Source organism: Endozoicomonas sp. (genome assembly GCF_031844845.1).
In the GTDB taxonomy this organism is placed as follows: domain Bacteria; phylum Pseudomonadota; class Gammaproteobacteria; order Pseudomonadales; family Endozoicomonadaceae; genus Endozoicomonas.
Genome location: NZ_JAVRMB020000409.1, coordinates 1 through 18,405, shown reverse-complemented (window position 1 = coordinate 18,405; position 18,405 = coordinate 1). Strand labels below are relative to the sequence as shown.

Here is an 18,405-nt window from a genome sequence, read left to right as displayed (position 1 = left end):
AAAGGTCACTTGAACGCTGACCGCATCGGCATCGACACCACTCAGGACGGTGCTGACACTTCCCTGTTCTGTGGCGTTGGTTACCTTGTCCGTCGCAGCGACGGTCAGGTCAAAGTTGTTGTCCACATCGGCGCTGGTATCAAGCGTGAATGTTATTGATGCACTTTCAGAAACATTGCCCGCCACGTCGGTCTGCCGGACAGCTACGGTGTTCTCGCCTTCCTCTGCCGCAAAGCTTTCCTGCCAGGTCTTGCCCCCGTCCGTGCTGTACTCAACCGTCGCACCTTTTTCCACACCAATAATATCCAGGGTGGAATCGGACGTAATCAGGTCACCTTCGTAATAAGTATCATTCTCCAGACGGATAATCGGCGCAGACGGGGCAACGGAATCAATGTCAGCTACCCGGCTACTTCTTTCAATGCCATCATTTCCAAACGGGGTTCCTTCCTCCGAACCCTCAAACCCCGCCCCGGGGTCTCCCTGAATCCCACTCAGATCAAGTATGGTCTGCGTACCAAACCCGGCATTATCTGTAGAGGCGCCATCATCAGGGACACCCGCCGCAGGAGCAGACAATAACTCAGTAGGGTCAGCACCCGCCAAAATGGCTTGTTGAACTTCAGAAAATTCAGCTTCTGTTTCTAAAAGGACATCTTCCGATTGAGAGTCTGCAAAAAAAGAAAGAAGATCAGTCTCTATACCACCGCTCAATTCCAGAAGCTGGCCATTCACCAGATCAATATGGATAACACCATCAGCACCGGTAACAATCATTTCATTCTTGAAAATGGTGTCGCCAATTTTCAGTAGACGTCGACTGCCATCTGGACTTATGGCTTCAACCTGTCCCACTGCATAGTGGATTTTGCCTGCTGATTTACTGCTAACCACTTCTGAGATAACGTCCATGTAAAGCTCCCTGATATGATTTTTACGGGTGAATCCCACCCATCATGATTTGATTGTAATTCTGTTTTTTTAAAAGCTTCAGCGCTCGCTGAATGCCAATTGTTTTGCTCGAAGTACCGGTTTTAGAAGGTATTCAAGCAGTGTCTTTTTACCGGTCAGGATATCAACGGTGGCCACCATACCCACGATTACAGGTCGGCTATTATCACCCTCATCCCCCAGATAACCCTGATCCGTTTTAATCCTTGCCAGGTAGTAACTTTCTTCTTTTTCATCAGTAATGGTGTCTGCACTGATGTGTGTCACCACACCCTCGATTCCACCATGAATGGTAAAGTCATAAGCGGTAAATCGAACGGTGGCCTTCTGCCCCGGATGCAGAAAACCAATATCCTGTGGCCGAATTTTCACTTCAACTTCAAGGGTGTCGTCTACGGGTATTAACTCCATCATGGTCATGCCCGGCTGCACCACGCCACCTTCGGTGTTCACCAGCACCTGCTTAACAATACCTTTCATTGGCGCCCTCACACGGGTTCGCTCCACCTGATCACTGACCGCCGTTTCTTTCGCAGATAGTTCATTCAGCAATGCCAGCGTCTCATTCAACTCTACCCGGTCTTTATTGATAAAATTCAGCCGGGTTTCACTAATGCGCTGACGAATTTCCTGTTGCTGTGCGAATATCCGTTCAAGGCTTTTCTCGGAAATCAGTTTTTCACCCCGGGTATCACTGACCTGTCGTTCTAAACGCAGTACTTCGACCCGGGATACGGCCCCTTCTTCAGCCAGCTCTCTGGCCAGGGTTAACTCTTCATCCAGAAAGGCAAAGCGTCTGGCCAGCATGGCTCTTTGCGCTTTGGTTTCTGAAATCTGTTTTTCCTGCTGGTTTAACTGCTGCTGATAAATTCCGATACTGCTGGCCAGTTCCAACTGTCGATTTTTAAACAGCTCATTCTCCCTCATGGCAAGTTCAGGAACTTCGGTTAGCAGGGTTTCCGATATGATCGGCTCAGTGCCTTCTATTTCAGCCAACAGGCGTGCTTTTCTGACTTGCAGGGCATTCCGGTTGGCCTGCTGCCCCTGTCGGGTGGCAGAGAACCGGGTGTCGTCCATTACCATCAGCACCTGACCCTGCTCAACCAGATCACCTTCCGATACCAGAATACCTTCTACAATCCCGCCTTCCATATTCTGAACATTCTGAACCTGACTGGAGGGAATTACCTTGCCATCTCCCCGGGTGATTTCATCCAGCTCACACCATGCAGCCCAGATAACAAATGTGAATAGAGTGAGCGCAGTCACCATCAATAAAGGACGACTGCCTTTTGTTATGCTACTGATTTCAGCCTTACTGGCTTCATGCCAGTTCGTGTGCTGTTCTCCGGAGGCTGGTTGATCCGCTAACGGCGTTTCCATATCAGGCTCTTACCTCCGCTTTCTGCTGATAGCCGGCTTTTGGCTGAGCTTTGAGAATATCCCGTGCATTGCCACTGACGCTGACCTTGCCCTGATCCAGAACAACAATGTTGTCCATCACATCCAACAGCGTCATTTTGTGAGTCACCAGAATAATGGTCTGGTCTTTAAGCTGTTGCAGTAGCTGGCGAAAGCGGGCTTCTGCCTGGGAGTCCATGGCACTGGTGGGCTCATCCAGAATCAATGCTTTGGGGCCGGTAACAAGGGCTCTCGCCAAACCAACCGCCTGCGCCTGACCACCCGACAGATGTCGTCCTCCCTCTCCCACCATAAAATCAAGACCGGCGCTGCCCGCCTGAACCATGCCAGATAACCCAGACTGTTCCAGAGCCTGCAATATATCGCTGTCACTAATACCTTCCCGATGCATGGTGATATTGTCACGCAATGAACCATTAAACAGCTCGGTGTGTTGTCCCACATAACCCACATGCTGGCGAAGCCAGACCGGGTCAATCTGCCGAAGGTCGATACCATCAATACTGATATGCCCTTTCGCCGGTTCCCAGAGCCCCATCAATAACTGCAGTAATGTGCTTTTGCCTGACCCCATACGACCAAGAATGGCCGTTTTAGTACCTGCCGGAATCTGCAGGCTGATGTCACTGAGCAGGTCCGGTCCGTCGGCATAAGCAAACGACACCTGATTAACAGACCAGCTTCCCCCGAAAGGTTCGGGCCTCAGCAACTGCCGACCTTCCGGATACTCCTGAGGTAAATTCATTATGTGACCGGTATGATCCAGCGCCTGTACAGCTTTCTCATATTGATTGAGCAGGCCAATCACCTGGGAAACCGGTGCAGCGCAACGGCCGGAAATCATCATGATGGCAATCAATCCACCCATAGAGAGATCGCCGGTACTGATCAGGTACACACCGGCAATCACCAGGGCAACGGTGTTTAGCTGTAACAGAAAGGTCGTGACCTGGCCGGTCAGTGTTTGTAGCTGCCGTATCTTCAGGGAAGTATCCGCCACCTCCCGGTTCAATACACTCCACTGTTTCTGGTTCTGTTGTTCAACGTTACAGGCTTTCACCGATACCAGCCCCAGCAACAGCTCCATCAGAAAGTTCTGCCGTCTGGCAGACACGCTCTGCTGTGCGGCGATGACTTTCTGAAGAGGCCGATTTAATGCCCAGGCCACCAGCAAAGACAGACTGATGCATGCCACAGGAATTAATGCCAGCCAGCCCCCAAGCCAGACCACCAGCGCCAGAAATAAAACCACAAAAGGGAGGTCAATAAAGGCCATGACTGTGGTGGAGGTGATAAACGACCGGATGCTGTCAAATTCAGCCAGCTGGTTCATCAGGTTGCCGGCGCTGCCCGGGCGAGCAGCCAGCTTCAGTCCAAGCAGCCGGTCAATCAGTCTGGAAGACAGCGTCATATCAACCTGACGTCCGGCCAGATCGATATACCGGGAACGGATCAAACGAAGAATTGATTCGAAAATAAAGGCCAGCGTGACGCCAGTAGCCAGCATCCACAGGGTTTCAAAAGCCTGATTGGGAACAACTCTGTCGTATACATTCATCACAAACAGAGGTGAAACCAGGGCAAATAAATTGACCAGAAAGCTCGCTAACAGTACATCTCGATAGACTCGCCAATAGGGAAGCAGCGCATCCGAAAACCAGGAGTACTGATGAGGTTGTTGATGGTTATTCTTGGCTGGATCGTTTGGTAAAAGCACAGGATATTCTTTTAATTAATAAAGCAAATCAGCTTTATTTGGTTATCCTTAACCATATCCTGCTCAACACAAACATAAATCAGGTGTTGTACAACAACAGTTTCCATTCATGGCTAACTGAGATAATAAGATAAATTCATACGTAAAATGTGAATTAATGCACACTTGTAACATCGTATAGGTATTATTACCACACCCGCTCACTTAATTCCTGCTTTACCGAAGGAATTAAGGTTATTGAAGTAACCGGTACTTTTCCCTGGAAGAAGAAATACTCACCAATAATGGATATACAATATGAACAATAAGAAGTATGCGTTGATCACGGGAGCCACCAGTGGCATCGGTATACCTACAGCCCTGGAAGTTGCCAGCAAAGGTTTACACACAACGCTGATCTGCCGTAGCCAGGAAAAAGGTGAGCAGCTGAAACGACAAATTGTCGAGAAAACTGGCAACAAAGATGTCGATATCATTCTTGCGGATCTTAAGTCACTGAAGCAGGTAAGCGATGCCAGTCAACATTATCTCAACTCAGGCAAGCCTCTACATCTGCTTATCAATAATGCCGGGGTTATTAATACCACCCATGAAACGACAGAGGATGGCTACGAAGCCATGTTTGCCGTTAACTACCTGAGTGTTTTTTTGCTGACAACAAAACTGCTGCCATTACTGAAAAGCACCGGTAATCAGCAAGAGAAAAAGAGCCGGATTGTTAACGTCAGCTCTGAAGGCTATAGAATGGCCAGATTCATCGACTTCGAAAACATCAATGCCGAAAAAGGATTTAAAACCTTTCCAGCTTATGGTCATTCCAAACTGGCGTTGATGCTCTTTAACCTTGAGCTGGCTGAGCAACTATCCAACCACCCGGTGAACACCTATGCCGTTCACCCAGGGGCCGTAAATACCAATCTTGGCGCTGGCGATAATACCGTCTTGAGCCGCTTTTTATTTCCCATGTTCCGCCCTTTTTTCAAGACACCGGAGCAGGGAGCAGCGACCACATTGCATGCGGCATTTGAACCCACCGCAGATGGTCAGAATGGTTTTTACTTTGCTAACTGTAAAGTAAGAAAAATCAGAAAACAGGCTATGGATAACGCCCAGGCGAAAACATTATGGAGCTGGTCCGACAATCGTTTAGCTGACTTTTATAATTAACGAGTGGTCCCGGATTATGACGGACGTGGTCAGAACTCCATTATCAACCCTGCAGCCACCTCTTCTTCAAGTGGACCAATCACTTCTACTGCAGGGGGACAGTGGTTAAAGATTTCGTGACAGCTCATATCAATGGCTTGTCCGGCGAGCTTACCAGTTACACTGATTAACCCGTTTAGTCTGTCGTTTGCACCTTGTTAGTATTCATACCAAGAGCAATGCAATTTCCTACAAGTACAACAACAACACCCACCAAACTCAGTGTTGTCCATTGATAGCCTTCAAACATGGTGGCAATAAACAGTGCAATAATGGGGTAAATAAGATCCACATAAGCAGTACGGTCAGCACCAATACGGCCAATTAATGCGACATAAGAGGTCATGGCAAGTATCGAGCCGAACAGCGCAAGATATAAGAGAGAAAACACATACGGTTTACTCCATTGAAATGAAGGTAGTTTGCCCAGCGAAAGCGCAAATACTGCGGTAAACAGAGAACTGTACATCATCGCCATCATAACAACCGGTAATAATGGTAACCGGCTCTGTTTATTAATTTCACAAATCAGACTGCCAATTGAAAAGAAAATACAACCAATAAAAGCCATTAAAATGCCTTTCATTAAGTTGCTCGTTAAAGCGGTAGCCAGTTCTGGAAGAAAGACCATCACTACCCCAAGAGAACCAATCAGGCCACCAACCACTACCGGCATACGAACCGGGTTACCTAACCAGAAGTGCCCAATAATGACGTTAAGATAAAGCATACTGGTGCAAACCAGGGCAGACTGGGCGCTGTTAATATAGAGTTCACTCAGATACACCAGCCAATAAGAAATACCGCAGAAGCAAACACCCTGCACAAATATTCTGAGGTGTTGCCGGGGAGTGAATTGAATGGGTGCCCGCCGCAAGAAGCAAACCGCCATTAAGATAAGCCCGGCCAGAAGAAAGCGATAACTGATTGACCATAGCGGGTCGACATCACCCAATTGAAAGGTGATGGCATACCAGGTTGAGCCCCAGACAAAGGAACACAGGCTGAAAAGCAGAACATTCTGCATTGTGTCTCACCTATAAAAGCAAGAGTCATACATTGCAAAATAGCCTTAAACCATCAGACAACACCTGTTTTTTTGCTGGATTAAAAGGTGCGCCTCAAGTATTCAGGTCAGGAAGAGACAAAAAAGTGGGTAATGAAAATTGTGGCACGTTTTTTTAGCAATCCTCCGCCCACGGCATCTCAGGCAGAGCATTAAGATTAGTACTGTAACGCGGCTCATTGAATGCAGCCTGATTATTAACCACATCCACCAATTCGACACACAGGGCACAGGCTATGTATTGAATCGCTTCTTCCCGGTCGATACCTTCGAGCATCAGCCGCATCAGAGTTTCCTTCACCCTTGGTGGATTATTCTCTGCCAACTGATTCTCTACTATTTCGATGACGGCTTCACCACCCATCAGGTCCTCATTATCAATCATTCACAAACACCGTATATTCTCAGAAAAGCCTGCATTTTATAGACGACAGGCTTTAAAAGCCCACTATTTAAATAATGAACATAAAATACTGAACAATGTCGTTTATCATGTTGCTTTTGTTAAAGAACAAAGAACTCCAAACCTTTCCCCATGGCTACCGCCAGCCAGTAAGATTGCACTTGCGTCGTCTTTAAATAAAGAGTACGAATGACGGCTTGAACCCTGACAAACAGGAGGAAGCCTGTGTACAAAGTTTACGGAGATGCCCAGTCCGGCAACTGCTACAAGATTAAACTGCTGATGAGCCATCTTGATATTGAAGGCGAGTGGGAACACATCAATATCCTTGGTGGCGGTACCCATACCGATGAATTCCTGACAATGAATCCCAATGGCAAAATTCCTGTAATGGAACTGCCCGATGGGAATTACCTGTGGGAATCCAATGCCATCCTGAACTATTTAGCTGAAGGCTCAGATTATCTTCCAACAGACCCTTTTCTCAGGGCAAAAGTTCTGCAGTGGCAATTTTTCGAGCAATACAGTCACGAGCCTTACATCGCTACCGCCCGATTTATCGTCAAATTCCTTGGCAGACCCAAGAAACATGAGGCGGCGTTGCAGGCAAAAAAAGCCAGTGGCTATAAAGCATTGCAGGTGATGGAAACTCATCTTGAACACAATGACTGGCTGGTTGGCGATCAGATGACCATTGCGGATATCTGCCTGTATGGTTACACCCACATTGCCCCGGAAGGTGGCTACGGCCTGACTGACTTTCCTTTTATCATGGCCTGGATCAAGCGGGTCAGAGAGCATCCAAAGCATGTAAAAATGGGCTGATACTGTTAGACTCCCCGCTCAGCACTTTTTGTATATAACGTTATATAACGCTGAGGTTAAAAATGGGGTTTCTTGACCGGGTTCAGGCTGCCATGGAGAAAAATAATTCTCTACTGTGCGTTGGCCTTGACCCCTCACCCGAGCGCTTTCCTGCATCTATCCAGGCAATGGAAAAGCCCATCTTCGAATTCAATAAAGCCATTATTGATGCAACCGCCGACCTGGTCTGTACCTACAAGCCCCAGGCTGCGTATTACCATGCTTACGGAGCTGAAGATCAGCTGGCTCTGACTATTGACTACATTCGTACCCAATATCCGGATATCCCGGTTATCCTGGACTCCAAGCGTGGCGATATTGGCAGCACCGCAAGCCAGTATGCCATTGAAGCGTTTGAACGCTATCAGGCGGATGCCGTGACTGTGAACCCATACATGGGTATAGACACGATAGAACCATTCTCAAGCTATAAAGATAAAGGCACTGTAGTTCTTTGCCGTACATCCAACCCGGGTGCTGCAGCTATCCAGAACCTTGTTGTCCAGCAAGACTCTCCAAAAGGTTCTCTAAAAGGTTCTCTAAAAGGTTCTCCAAAAGAGAGTGGCGGAAGCGCCATGCTTTATGAAGTGATTGCCAGAATGTGCCAGGAACAGTGGAATACGAACAACAATATTCTGCTGGTCGTGGGTGCTACCAACCCCGCCGAGCTGAAACGCATTCGGGAAATTACCGGAGATATGACTTTCCTGGTGCCGGGGCTGGGTGCCCAGGGTGGTGATGTCGAGGCTACCGTAAAAAATGGCCTGAATAGTGAAGGAAAGGGAATTATTGTCAACTCATCCCGCGGTATTATCTATGCCAGTAGTGGCGATGACTTTGCTGAAGCGGCAAGGCAGGCGGCCATTGAACTGCGGGATCAGGTAAACCGATACCGATAAAAAAATGAACGGCGTCCAGTGAACTACCTGCTCGCCAATAGCTGTGGGTAGTTCGCGGTATGCACAGCCAGCCAGTTAGCTTCAAATTTTGTGAATATATTGGGAACAAATACTATTTAAAGTGGTCTACGATAAATTAATCTTTAAGAGTGTTACAGATTTCTGTATGTCTATATTCATGAGCAATATTCAAACCGGTCAAAATAATGAAATAATAAAACTCGGCCCTCACAATCACTCTGAGGCAAAGGAAGTAGCCCGCGCATTCTTTCACAGTTGCAAAGAAATAGCTGCAAGTCCCAATACTGCTGATATTAAAAATAATGCCCGACAACGTCGAAAAATGTTCCAGGAAAAATGTACAAGAATACGTTCGGTAAAAAAAACAGAAACCATAAATCGCTTATCTACGAAAAACCGGACTCTATTTTCCCAATCAAAAAGCACTCATGACCTTTCGGGCAGCCAGACGCAGAGAAAAATGCCTATTATGGGAGTAAAAATGTTGCAACGGGTGGCTGATAAAGCAGCAAAAAATACTGATAATACTCACTTTAATAGCACAGGCAGTGAGCTTATGGTTGATAATCCTATGATGGGCGCTGTTGAAGATAAAAGTGGAATCCCTAGTTTAGGAGCTTCAGATGAGGGTTTGACCACAAAAATGGGGCAATTTAGCTTGTCTGAGAAGGTTTCCACTAATAACGTAAACAGCGCCCCTATGATGCTTGAGCTTGATAGCGCCATAGCTTTCTTGCAAGCAATGATTAAAGACATGAAAGCTCATCCAATCAGGCAGGGGCAGGCTCATTCTGCCTGAAAAAACCTTTCACTGGCTTCCTGTAATACCGGTTACAAACCTCTTACATTACAGTTCTGGCCTTGCAGAACGGGAGTTGCTATAACGTTCCCAAGTTATGAAATATGGATCTGGAAATATGTCTAGTCTGGAAAATCTACTCGAAAACAACAACCGGTGGTCCAAGTCCATTCGTGAAGACAAACCTGACTTCTTTGAAAAACTGTCAAAACAGCAGGCACCAAAATATCTCTGGATAGGCTGTTCAGACAGCCGGGTACCCGCCAACGAAATCGTGGATCTTCTCCCTGGCGAGCTGTTTGTTCACCGGAATGTTGCCAATGTGGTGGTGCATACCGATCTGAACTGCCTGTCCGTTATTCAGTACGCTGTTGACTGCCTCAAGGTTGAACACATTATCGTGACAGGGCACTACGGTTGTGGTGGTGTACGTGAGGCGATGAACAACACCAAGCTCGGGCTGATCGACAACTGGCTGAGACATGTTCAGGATGTTAAGAAAAAACACACTGAGCTGCTTAATAATGCGGGTAATGACGATGAGCAGTTCCAGAGAATGTGTGAACTGAATGTTCTGGAGCAGGTACTGAATGTGTGTCAGACCACCATTGTTCAGGATGCCTGGGATCGTGGCCAGAGCCTGACCGTACATAGCTGGGTTTATGGCTTGAAAGACGGTCTCGTTAGAGATCTTGCCCTGAGTGTTACCTCTAACGACGATATTGAGGCAAAGTATTCGGTTGCACTGGATAGTATTGCCCAGAAATCCAGCTAATTGCTAACTCTTCCGGCTCTATTGACGTAGTCAACAGAACCTGCCCCCACGTTACCGCTCACAATGTCTATACTTCCATCCGTTCACACAGATGGAAGTATGGTTTTATGTTAATTGCCTGCCGCAGAGCTTCTCTCCTTCTATCGGGATTTTTGATTTCCGGTGCTGTTACCGCAGCCCTGGCCGAAGAATCAATGCAACCCAACGGGTACTGGGTACTTGAGAATAAGGATTCTGAGAAACCCTGTGGGGGGTTAACACTGAATCGTTCGAAAACCTTTTCTCTTCTGGTGTTTGACAGCAACTGTCAGCTTTATCGTGCAGAAGGAGAAATCCGCCAGAAACAAGGTGCATGGGAGCTGAAAAACCATGCAGATCACAGTAATGTTTTTATCCTGACTGAGGACGCTCAAAGGCTGAAACTGGTAGATACCGAGGGACAGGTTATGCTGTTTACATCGGCTTCTGAAGCTGAGCTGGAAGAAGAGTTGAGAACAGCAAAGCAGCAGAAATGCCTTTTGTAAAAAGGCGGGCAGTTAATGAGAACCTGATGGAAGTCGGTGCCTTCTGGCTCGGATGTCCTTCTGGAGCTTGAGCGGCTAATACTTTTAATACATTCTGAATCAGAATAGTTATAGCGTAATAACACTGTAATAAATTACGATACCTTAATTATCTAAAAAAAACAGGGCAAACCGATGAGCAACTCTGATAAATACCCCATACTCATGCGCCTGATGCACTGGCTGGTTGGCCTTCTTATCCTCGGAATTATTAGTGCTGGCTGGTATATGACAGGCCTGGAGGATAGCGTCAGCTATAAGTACGACATCTATCACTGGCACAAATCCTTTGGCATGCTGGTGCTCTTTCTGCTGTTTGCCCGTCTGGTGATTCGCTGGGCCAGCCGTGTTCCACCATTACCAGACACCATGCCCGGTTATCAGAAAAAACTGGGTGTACTGGTACATTGGCTTCTCTACCTGTTTATGTTTCTGGTACCGCTCAGTGGTTTTATGATGTCAAACGCCGGAGGCCGGGATGTACCATTTTTCAACCTGACCATACCGGGTTTTATGGAAAAGAATCCTGAGCTGGCGGGCCGGCTCCATGATATACACGTGGTCATTCCCTATGTTCTGCTGGGTATTGTGGTAGTGCATATACTGGCAGCCCTGAAGCATCGTTATTTTGATAAGCCTGAGCACGACGTTTTGCGCCGGATGCTTTGAGTCTCCGGGATATCTTCTGGAGAGCTACCTTAAACCCAGCTCCCCCTTAACCTGAACTATTTCCCGGCCGGATAAATCCGGGAAATAGTGCTTCCCCGTAATTTTTCTGAACCAATAGCCGTTTTTTTTGTCTCAAATGATAATTTTTAAACTAAACCATTTAATCCCTGGTTAAATCCAGGTATTCAAGGGATAAAACATACTTATGAATAATCACCTCAAAGGAATCTCAGACTTTAATCCCTGCACTGGTATTCTTACAGATCACAAAAATCAAAAACATCCTGCTCATATCAATAAAATAGATAACAGTAATCTGATTACACCCATCCCTTCGAATGATAACCACCAGGAAGTCAACAATGGTTCATTAATTTCACAAAGAACAGCATCACTTCATGTAAATCCTACTAAAATATTCCTGAAGAAATGGCACTACCAACAATCGAATGATGAATTACATTCAGCAGCAATAAATAAAGACTCAACCGCCGAAGAAATTATCAACTTATTAGATAATGCAGACCCGATGTATCAGAACCATGCTGGCAATACATTTATCCACATTATCTGTGAAGATAGAGATTCAACGTTATTAAAAGAGATATTGGGGCATTTACAAAAAATATACAAAGATAAATTAGTTAAAATTCTCGACATAAAAAACAATAAAGATCGAACAGCACTACATATTGCCACACGAAGAAACAGCCGCAATAAAATAATTCTGCTTCTGAAAAACAATGCATCACTTAACATCCCTGATTCTTTAGGTTACACAGCAATCCACTGGGCCTGTACGAAAGACAACAACACCAACGCATTAAATACATTGTTAAAACAAGCAGACATAATGCTTATTCCGGAAGACAAACACAAACTACTGGAACATGAAGATAAAAATGGTAATACGGCGCTGTTTCATGCAGTTGTTTCTGACCAGATTGGTAAGGCAGAAAGTTTATTGAAGCATAATGCCAAGATAGACACCGTCAATCCAAACACCAATGAATCTTTGCTACATATTGCCTGTTTAAACGATAGCGAACGCATGTTACGAACTCTGATAAACTCATCAAACAATCCCGCTCAAGAAAACATAACTCAGGTATCTTCATGTGAGAATGAAGATAGTCAAAAATTCCAGACAGGCATGATGAATCTCTCTTTAAAAAAGGCCAACACTAACCGCCCAGAGTTATCGGAAAGTTCAGTATCGACTTATTCTTTTGAGAGCAATTTACCTCAGAATGAGAAACCAGTCAGTATAAATCTCCCTGAACAACAAAAAAGCAAACGATTCCCGGAGATAATGAAAAAAGATTTCATTCAACTATTAAAAATGACAGACATTGATGGATACACCCCACTACTTTATTCTGTGATCTGTGAAAATCAGGATATAATGAAAGCCTGCCTGAGCTATTATGACTCTGCGGAAATTTATACTGGTGGAGAAACTATTCTTCATCATATATGCCGAATCGGTAACAGCTCTCTACTGAGTACATTCCTTGATTCGTTTTCAGCCAAGGAGATATCAAGGGTTGTTAATTTACCAACCCATGATACAGGTTACTCTGCACTGCTGGATTTTATTGATAGATATCCCGATGATCAACCTAAAGATGCTAACTATTATGAAATCATTAATTTGCTAATGACCCATGGAGCTGAACCGAACAAAGGGGATAGTTCAAACAGAACCTTAAGTTATGTGGTGGCCAGAAAATACCAGTGCTATTACCTTGAACAACAGATTGAAGAGCTTCGTGCTGATATTTCAAGTATGGAAACAGCCATATTCATTCGTGAATTAAAAGTAAAAAATACTAAAATAAATAAGCAGAATATTGAAGGCTTAATCTCGGCTACTGACCATGCTAAGAAGTCTCTTGAAGAATTACTTCAAACAAAAAAAGCTCGCCTGGATTCAATAAAGTCTCTTAAAAAATATTTTGATAAAAAGTATCCCGGGAGAGTTGCCTGGAATAGTGAAACTAAATTTCGGGTTGGCATCCGATTTACAAAAGTCCCTGTTTCTGGTGGTGGTAGTACATATTCATCCAGCCTTTTATCAGAAACTATCGATCTAACTCCTGACACCCATAAACCATTATTTATTGACACAGATTCTCAAAACAGTTCTGACAGTGACTATATGTTCACACTGGAAGATATGCGCAGTGACGACGATAACGACAGTAATTACGTTGAAAGCGATCCTGAAGCAAACCCAAACATTGGCCCTGGCCCTGCCCCAGACAACGATTCGTCCATGGATTATCAGAACCCATGCTACGAAGAAGAGACATTTTCAAAAATGGATTTTATGATTTCAAACACGGTCAAACAACATGATCACTTTACAGATGATGGCAATGAGGCAGATATTGAAGATGAGTAAAACTGTGGGAAAATATCTTTCAGGCCTGCCCTATAGGATTCAATGGTAAACCAAATACGACAGGCCCCATCAGTTGAAACTCATTATCAGCATATAGCTTTATTATTAACCTTCGCTCGCCGTTTTCGCCCGGTTCCAGGCTCGGGTTACCGTACGGACAATCTTTTTGTCCGGAGATTTAACCACAAACAGAGAGTTCAGCAGTGCCTCTGATGGATAGATGCTCGGGTTATTGCGCATCGTTTCATCAACAAAAGGTGTCGCCTTGCGATTCGCATTGGCATAAGAAGCGTAATTACTGATATCCGCAGTTACCTTTGGCTCAAGAATATAATTCATGAACTGTTAAGCACTTTCCTTGATCATTGCGTCTTTTGGCATGGCCAGCAGATCATACCAGAGAGAGGCACCTTCCTTCGGAATGAAGTACTGGATATCGATACCATTCGGGATCCCGGATGCGGCGGCCTGGAACACACCTCCTGAGTACCCCATGGCTACGCAGATTCCTCGCTCCCACGCTCTGCGTGGTAGCTGCCAGGACCCAACCACAGACACGATTCCTGTGGTTGGCTATGCATTCCCACGCAGAGCGTGGGAACGAGGTTCCTGGTGGGTTTTGCGACAGCCTCCTGCGCGAGAAAGACGGAGGGTCAACCTTTTGCGACAACCTCCTTCGCGGGAAAGACGGCAGTGGTAAAACCTCGTTCCCACGCCCGGCGTGGGAATGCATACGGAGCTGGCCGTATGAGGGGAAACCTCTCTTTGCCCGAGTTTCCGGGAGTTTTATGCTGGTTGTTTCATTTGTGGCGGGCTCGGTATGCATTCCCACGGGGGACCGTGGGAACGAGTTCGGAACTCCGCCCCAGACCCGGCGCAAGTGCCTCAGGCTTTTTCGGGCAACGGGCGGCGGGCGGCGGGAAGCGTTTTCTGCCACTGCGCCCCACGTCCTCGCCCTACCGGCTCAAGCAGCTTTTCTGAGCGCATCTGCTGCACCACCTTTTTTACCAGTTCGCGACTGACCGTTGGAATCTGAAGGCAGATATCAGCAATGGAAAAGGCATAACTGCTCTGATCAATGGCTATTCTGACCAGCTGAGATTTTGGTGCCCGACTTCCCTGCCACTGCAGAGCGTGGATCTTACCTTCCAGCTCATCATAAGCACGAATCAGTGTATTCAGGAAAAAATCAATCCATGCCATGGGGTTATGCTGTCCTTCATGCCAGCCTTTTACACTCAGTTGCAATGCCCGTTTATAGGCCTGTTCATGTCGGGCTAATACCCGCTCCAGGCTGATCAGCTGCGCCACCTGATAACCATTAAGCGCCAGCATCATCGCCATGATCAACCAGGCAATTCTGGCGTTGCCATCACTGAAAGGGTGGATACAGAGAAAATCCAATACCACAGCCGGTATCAGTAGAAGGGGCTCCACCTGATGCTGGAGCCCTTCGTGGTAATTAGCAACCAGCTCTTCCATTGCGCCAGCAATCGCTGATGCCGGCATGGTTCGGTATAGAACTCCGATTTTCTGCCCTTTTGTGTCTCTTTCAACAATCTCTTTATTGGTGACCCGCCAGCGACCACCTTCATGGGGAACATGGGCATACAGCATGGCATGAAGCTGTCGGATAAGACTGACAGAGAGCGTCATGTGCTCACCGGGCTCAACCATAATCTCCAAACCATCCCGGTAACCCGCCACTTGTCTTTCGACGGGGGTAGCAGGGCGGTATTCCTTGTGAACCAGCTTACGAACCAACTCTCTGGAAACCACACCTTTTGAAGGAAAAAGGCCATCCAGCCGACTGCTGTATTCCACAGATTCCAGCACAGCCACCTGACGGAGCGTATCCAGAACCTCCGGTTGCTGTCGAATGGTAACTGGCTGACGCCCTTTAAATTCACCCAGTTGTCTGAATAAGCCCAACTGAAAACTGTTAAAAGAATAACCGGATAAATGCTGTAGTGTTTTCATAGTCAAAACGATTAAATAGTAATGGGTATTTATCGGATACAAAGCTGAAAACAAAAACACAGCGATAATTAATACCCAATAATTTCAGAAATTTAGGGGAACTCTAATAATAGGATATTTATTGGTTAATTTTTAGTCAAATCCGTACAAACACCTGCAAGACTCGAAATCAGGGGCTGGAAACAACGAGGGATGATATAGCAAGGGTGTCCCGTTCCCACGGGAACCGAGGGTGTCGCAACAGGGAGAATTAACACCCAACCGTCATCCCCGCGCAGGAGGGTGTCGCAAAACCCTCGTTCCCACGCTCTGCGTGGGAATGCATACGGATCTGCCGCATGTGGAGAAACCTCTCCTTGTCCTAATCTGTGGGGGTTTCAGGCTGGTTATTCACTTGTGGCAAGTACGGTATGCATTCCCACGCAGAGCATGGGAACGAGATTTCCGGAGGCTTTTGCGACAGTCTCGCAGGCGGGAATCCATAGCGGGCAGTGGTTCCCCGCCTTCGTGGGGATGACGATGGTATGGGTATCAGCGCTTAGCTGCACTAGCCGGACTGAATTGTTTTTAGTGTATGGATTATGAAAAGGCAGAAACTATGATCAGGGAATTTTTGCTACCGGAGACTCTTCAGGAGGCTCTGGCCATGAAAGAGCAGCATGGTGATCAGGCTGTCTATATGGCCAGTGGTGCGCGGTTGAATGCTGCCCCGACAAAAACTGAGAAGGCTATTGTCATTAGTCTTTCACGCCTGGGCCTGCAATCCATTAAGCCCTCCGGTGTTGGCTTGGAAGGTGGCTGGGAAATAGGGGCGATGACCACACTGCAGCAGGTCATTGATCATCCAGAACTGCCTGAAGGGTTGCGGGAAGCAGCAGGCCTGATCTTCAGTCGTAATATGCGTAACCAGATTACCCTGGGCGGCGAAATTGCTGCCAATCTGCAAGCCTGTCAGATTGTCCCTGCACTGCTGGCCATGGATGCGGAAGTTGATGTGGTTTCCGATTCAGAAGAAAGCTGTCGTATGATGGTTGAAGCCTGGCAGCAAAGGCCATACGGACTGATCACCAACGTCATTGTTCCAACCACCCTGGGCTGGTGTCGCAGTGAGAAAGTCGGGAAAAGTTGTGCGGGTCTCCCCATTGTCAGTGTCTCGCTGGCGGTGAATATCAAAGATGGAAAACAGCAGTTTGGTATTGCCCTGGCCGGCGTGGCAGATAAAGCCATCCGCCTTCATGACGTTGAAGCCCTGATTACCGGTCAGGCTCTTCAGGATCGGGAAGCGATTGAAGAGGCCGTTGCCAAATCCGTATTCCCTGAAACCGATTTTCTGGGCAGTGCTGACTACAAACGTCATCTCAGTAGCGTTCTGGTGGGACTGTTGGTCGCCGAATTTCAAGAGTTCAACGGGCGGAGTAACTGATTGTGGAAATCGTCTTTAACCTAAATGGCAAACCGAAAACCGTCCAGGCTGAAGCTGGCGAGAATGTTCAGGTATTGCTCAAGCGATTAGGCATGCGTGCCGTCCGTAACAGTGATGATGGTTACGGTTTTGCCGGTTCCGATACTGTTTTACTGGATGGCTGTTCAGTGAATGCTTCGTTGTTGATTGCGGCCCAGCTGGATGGCCGTGAGGTTATGACGCCGGAGTCGCTGAATGAATATGGCAAGCTCAGCCCGGTACAGTCTGCACTGATTGATGCCGGGGTGATCCAGTCCGGTTATAACGATCCGGCCCTGGCGTTATTGATTACCGATCTTTTCAAGCGCAACCCGAACCCATCCAAAGCTGAAGTTACCGATGTAATGTCGTCTATATTTCTGCGGGAAAGTGCTTATCAGCAGGTGTTTGATGCGGTCGATATTGTCCGTCAGCGGATGGTTGATCCGGCATTTGTCTCCAGCAACGTACCCTCCTTTGCGGGTGAAAATCGTCATGTGGGTAAGCCTGGCGGTAAAGTGGATGCTGATCGCTCTATCAAGGCAGAACCCTGCTTTGTAGAAGATTTTGTCGCACCGGATGCCTGTGTCCTGAAGATGCTGCGCAGCCCCCATGCCCATGCTTACATCACCGCCATTGATACCAGTGACGCGGAAGCCATGCCCGGCGTGGTCGCGGTATTTGACCATCGCAACTGTCCGGATGTTTATTACACGCCCGGTGGCCAGACTGCCCCTGAACCTTCACCACTGGATCGTCGTATGTTTGGCGAGAAGGTGCGGCACTTTGGTGACCGTGTTGCTGCGGTGGTTGCTGAAACAGAGGAGCAGGCAGAAGCGGCTCTGAAAACCATCAAGGTGGATTACGAAGTACTGAAGCCTGTGCTTTCTATTGCGGAAGCCATGGCTGCTGATGCCCCCATCGTTCATAACGGCGTTATCAGTTACAGCGTGGGTGCCCCTGACGATCTGGACGAGCAGAATAAAACGTCCGATATTCGTGATGGCAAAATTCACTTCAACTTCCCATTCGGTGGTGATCCCAGGAAAAACATTGCCGCCCGTGGCCATGGTGAAATCGGTGATATTGAGCAGGGCTTTGCCGAAGCGGATGTGATTCTTGAGCGGACTTACCAGTCTCGCCAGTCTCAACAGCTACCTCCTGAGCAGCACATTTGCTACACCTATATGGAAGGCGACCGGATTATTGTTCGTGCGGCCAC

18 protein-coding genes are annotated in these 18,405 nt (G+C 47.0%); 10 read left to right on the top strand and 8 right to left on the bottom strand.

All coding sequences use genetic code 11. The features are described 5' to 3' along the window. The 3 genes from RM811_RS22730 to RM811_RS22720 form a co-directional block, all read right to left on the bottom strand. A partial coding sequence (locus tag RM811_RS22730; protein ID WP_402528831.1) for a retention module-containing protein occupies window positions 1-912 on the bottom strand: 912 nt, incomplete at its 3' end. A gap of 78 nt (window positions 913-990) precedes the next feature. Further along, window positions 991-2,334, bottom strand: a complete 1,344-nt coding sequence (locus RM811_RS22725; RefSeq protein WP_402528828.1) for an HlyD family type I secretion periplasmic adaptor subunit — start codon at window positions 2,332-2,334, stop codon at window positions 991-993. Between the two features lies 1 nt (window position 2,335). Continuing rightward, window positions 2,336-4,090, bottom strand: a complete 1,755-nt coding sequence (locus RM811_RS22720; RefSeq protein ID WP_402528825.1) for a type I secretion system permease/ATPase — start codon at window positions 4,088-4,090, stop codon at window positions 2,336-2,338. A gap of 297 nt (window positions 4,091-4,387) precedes the next feature. Between RM811_RS22720 and RM811_RS22715 the strand changes: the two genes are divergently transcribed. Beyond that, window positions 4,388-5,257: an SDR family oxidoreductase gene (locus tag RM811_RS22715; protein ID WP_402528823.1), complete on the top strand. Its 870-nt coding sequence runs from the start codon at window positions 4,388-4,390 to the stop codon at window positions 5,255-5,257. Window positions 5,258-5,432: 175 nt separating this feature from the next. Here the strand turns inward: RM811_RS22715 and RM811_RS22710 are convergent, their stop codons facing one another. Together RM811_RS22710 and RM811_RS22705 are read right to left on the bottom strand one after the other, a co-directional pair. After that, window positions 5,433-6,323, bottom strand: coding sequence for a DMT family transporter (locus tag RM811_RS22710; protein ID WP_402528821.1), 891 nt, complete (start codon window positions 6,321-6,323; stop codon window positions 5,433-5,435). 154 nt (window positions 6,324-6,477) lie between these two features. Then, the gene (locus RM811_RS22705; RefSeq protein ID WP_402528819.1) at window positions 6,478-6,747 is read right to left on the bottom strand and encodes a hypothetical protein; all 270 of its coding nucleotides are present in this window, start codon (window positions 6,745-6,747) and stop codon (window positions 6,478-6,480) included. Window positions 6,748-6,990: 243 nt separating this feature from the next. Between RM811_RS22705 and RM811_RS22700 the strand changes: the two genes are divergently transcribed. The 7 genes from RM811_RS22700 to RM811_RS22670 all read left to right on the top strand — a co-directional run bounded on the left by RM811_RS22700 (window position 6,991) and on the right by RM811_RS22670 (window position 13,762). Continuing rightward, a complete protein-coding gene (locus RM811_RS22700; RefSeq protein ID WP_402528816.1) occupies window positions 6,991-7,590 on the top strand; it encodes a glutathione S-transferase family protein in 600 nt (199 codons plus the stop codon). 62 nt (window positions 7,591-7,652) lie between these two features. Continuing rightward, window positions 7,653-8,528 carry an orotidine-5'-phosphate decarboxylase gene (pyrF, locus tag RM811_RS22695; RefSeq protein WP_402528814.1) on the top strand — a complete coding sequence of 292 codons (876 nt, stop codon included), beginning with the start codon at window positions 7,653-7,655 and terminating at the stop codon, window positions 8,526-8,528. Window positions 8,529-8,694: 166 nt separating this feature from the next. After that, window positions 8,695-9,348, top strand: a complete 654-nt coding sequence (locus tag RM811_RS22690; protein WP_402528812.1) for a hypothetical protein — start codon at window positions 8,695-8,697, stop codon at window positions 9,346-9,348. A gap of 118 nt (window positions 9,349-9,466) precedes the next feature. Further along, window positions 9,467-10,123: a carbonate dehydratase gene (gene can / locus RM811_RS22685; RefSeq protein WP_402528809.1), complete on the top strand. Its 657-nt coding sequence runs from the start codon at window positions 9,467-9,469 to the stop codon at window positions 10,121-10,123. 107 nt (window positions 10,124-10,230) lie between these two features. Then, the gene (locus RM811_RS22680; protein ID WP_402528807.1) at window positions 10,231-10,647 is read left to right on the top strand and encodes a hypothetical protein; all 417 of its coding nucleotides are present in this window, start codon (window positions 10,231-10,233) and stop codon (window positions 10,645-10,647) included. Window positions 10,648-10,821: 174 nt separating this feature from the next. Beyond that, window positions 10,822-11,355 carry a cytochrome b gene (locus RM811_RS22675; protein WP_402528805.1) on the top strand — a complete coding sequence of 178 codons (534 nt, stop codon included), beginning with the start codon at window positions 10,822-10,824 and terminating at the stop codon, window positions 11,353-11,355. A gap of 205 nt (window positions 11,356-11,560) precedes the next feature. Continuing rightward, entirely contained in the window at window positions 11,561-13,762 is a 2,202-nt protein-coding gene (locus RM811_RS22670) for an ankyrin repeat domain-containing protein (protein WP_402528803.1), read from the top strand. A 105-nt stretch (window positions 13,763-13,867) separates the two neighbouring features. Here the strand turns inward: RM811_RS22670 and RM811_RS22665 are convergent, their stop codons facing one another. From RM811_RS22665 to RM811_RS22655, 3 genes are all read right to left on the bottom strand, one after another. Continuing rightward, window positions 13,868-14,101: a hypothetical protein gene (locus RM811_RS22665; protein ID WP_402528801.1), complete on the bottom strand. Its 234-nt coding sequence runs from the start codon at window positions 14,099-14,101 to the stop codon at window positions 13,868-13,870. Between the two features lie 6 nt (window positions 14,102-14,107). Further along, a complete protein-coding gene (locus RM811_RS22660) occupies window positions 14,108-14,314 on the bottom strand; it encodes a hypothetical protein (RefSeq protein ID WP_402528799.1) in 207 nt (68 codons plus the stop codon). Between the two features lie 333 nt (window positions 14,315-14,647). Further along, window positions 14,648-15,742 (bottom strand): Fic family protein, encoded by a 1,095-nt coding sequence (locus tag RM811_RS22655; RefSeq protein WP_402528797.1) that lies wholly within the window; start codon window positions 15,740-15,742, stop codon window positions 14,648-14,650. Window positions 15,743-16,340: 598 nt separating this feature from the next. Between RM811_RS22655 and RM811_RS22650 the strand changes: the two genes are divergently transcribed. Both RM811_RS22650 and RM811_RS22645 read left to right on the top strand, forming a co-directional pair. Continuing rightward, window positions 16,341-17,165 (top strand): FAD binding domain-containing protein, encoded by an 825-nt coding sequence (locus tag RM811_RS22650; protein ID WP_402528794.1) that lies wholly within the window; start codon window positions 16,341-16,343, stop codon window positions 17,163-17,165. Window positions 17,166-17,167: 2 nt separating this feature from the next. Continuing rightward, window positions 17,168-18,405, top strand: a 1,238-nt coding sequence (locus RM811_RS22645; RefSeq protein WP_402528792.1) for a 2Fe-2S iron-sulfur cluster-binding protein, incomplete at its 3' end; no start/stop codon positions are given.

Coding starts and splice junctions, on each gene's coding strand:
- RM811_RS22725 (WP_402528828.1), bottom strand. CDS start 2,334: ATGGAAACGCCGTTAGCGGATCAACCAGCCTCCGGAGAACAGCACACG.
- can (WP_402528809.1), top strand. CDS start 9,467: ATGTCTAGTCTGGAAAATCTACTCGAAAACAACAACCGGTGGTCCAAG.
- RM811_RS22670 (WP_402528803.1), top strand. CDS start 11,561: ATGAATAATCACCTCAAAGGAATCTCAGACTTTAATCCCTGCACTGGT.
- RM811_RS22680 (WP_402528807.1), top strand. CDS start 10,231: ATGTTAATTGCCTGCCGCAGAGCTTCTCTCCTTCTATCGGGATTTTTG.
- RM811_RS22710 (WP_402528821.1), bottom strand. CDS start 6,323: ATGCAGAATGTTCTGCTTTTCAGCCTGTGTTCCTTTGTCTGGGGCTCA.
- RM811_RS22715 (WP_402528823.1), top strand. CDS start 4,388: ATGAACAATAAGAAGTATGCGTTGATCACGGGAGCCACCAGTGGCATC.
- RM811_RS22665 (WP_402528801.1), bottom strand. CDS start 14,101: ATGAATTATATTCTTGAGCCAAAGGTAACTGCGGATATCAGTAATTAC.
- RM811_RS22705 (WP_402528819.1), bottom strand. CDS start 6,747: ATGATTGATAATGAGGACCTGATGGGTGGTGAAGCCGTCATCGAAATA.
- RM811_RS22675 (WP_402528805.1), top strand. CDS start 10,822: ATGAGCAACTCTGATAAATACCCCATACTCATGCGCCTGATGCACTGG.
- RM811_RS22655 (WP_402528797.1), bottom strand. CDS start 15,742: ATGAAAACACTACAGCATTTATCCGGTTATTCTTTTAACAGTTTTCAG.
- RM811_RS22690 (WP_402528812.1), top strand. CDS start 8,695: ATGTCTATATTCATGAGCAATATTCAAACCGGTCAAAATAATGAAATA.
- pyrF (WP_402528814.1), top strand. CDS start 7,653: ATGGGGTTTCTTGACCGGGTTCAGGCTGCCATGGAGAAAAATAATTCT.
- RM811_RS22650 (WP_402528794.1), top strand. CDS start 16,341: ATGATCAGGGAATTTTTGCTACCGGAGACTCTTCAGGAGGCTCTGGCC.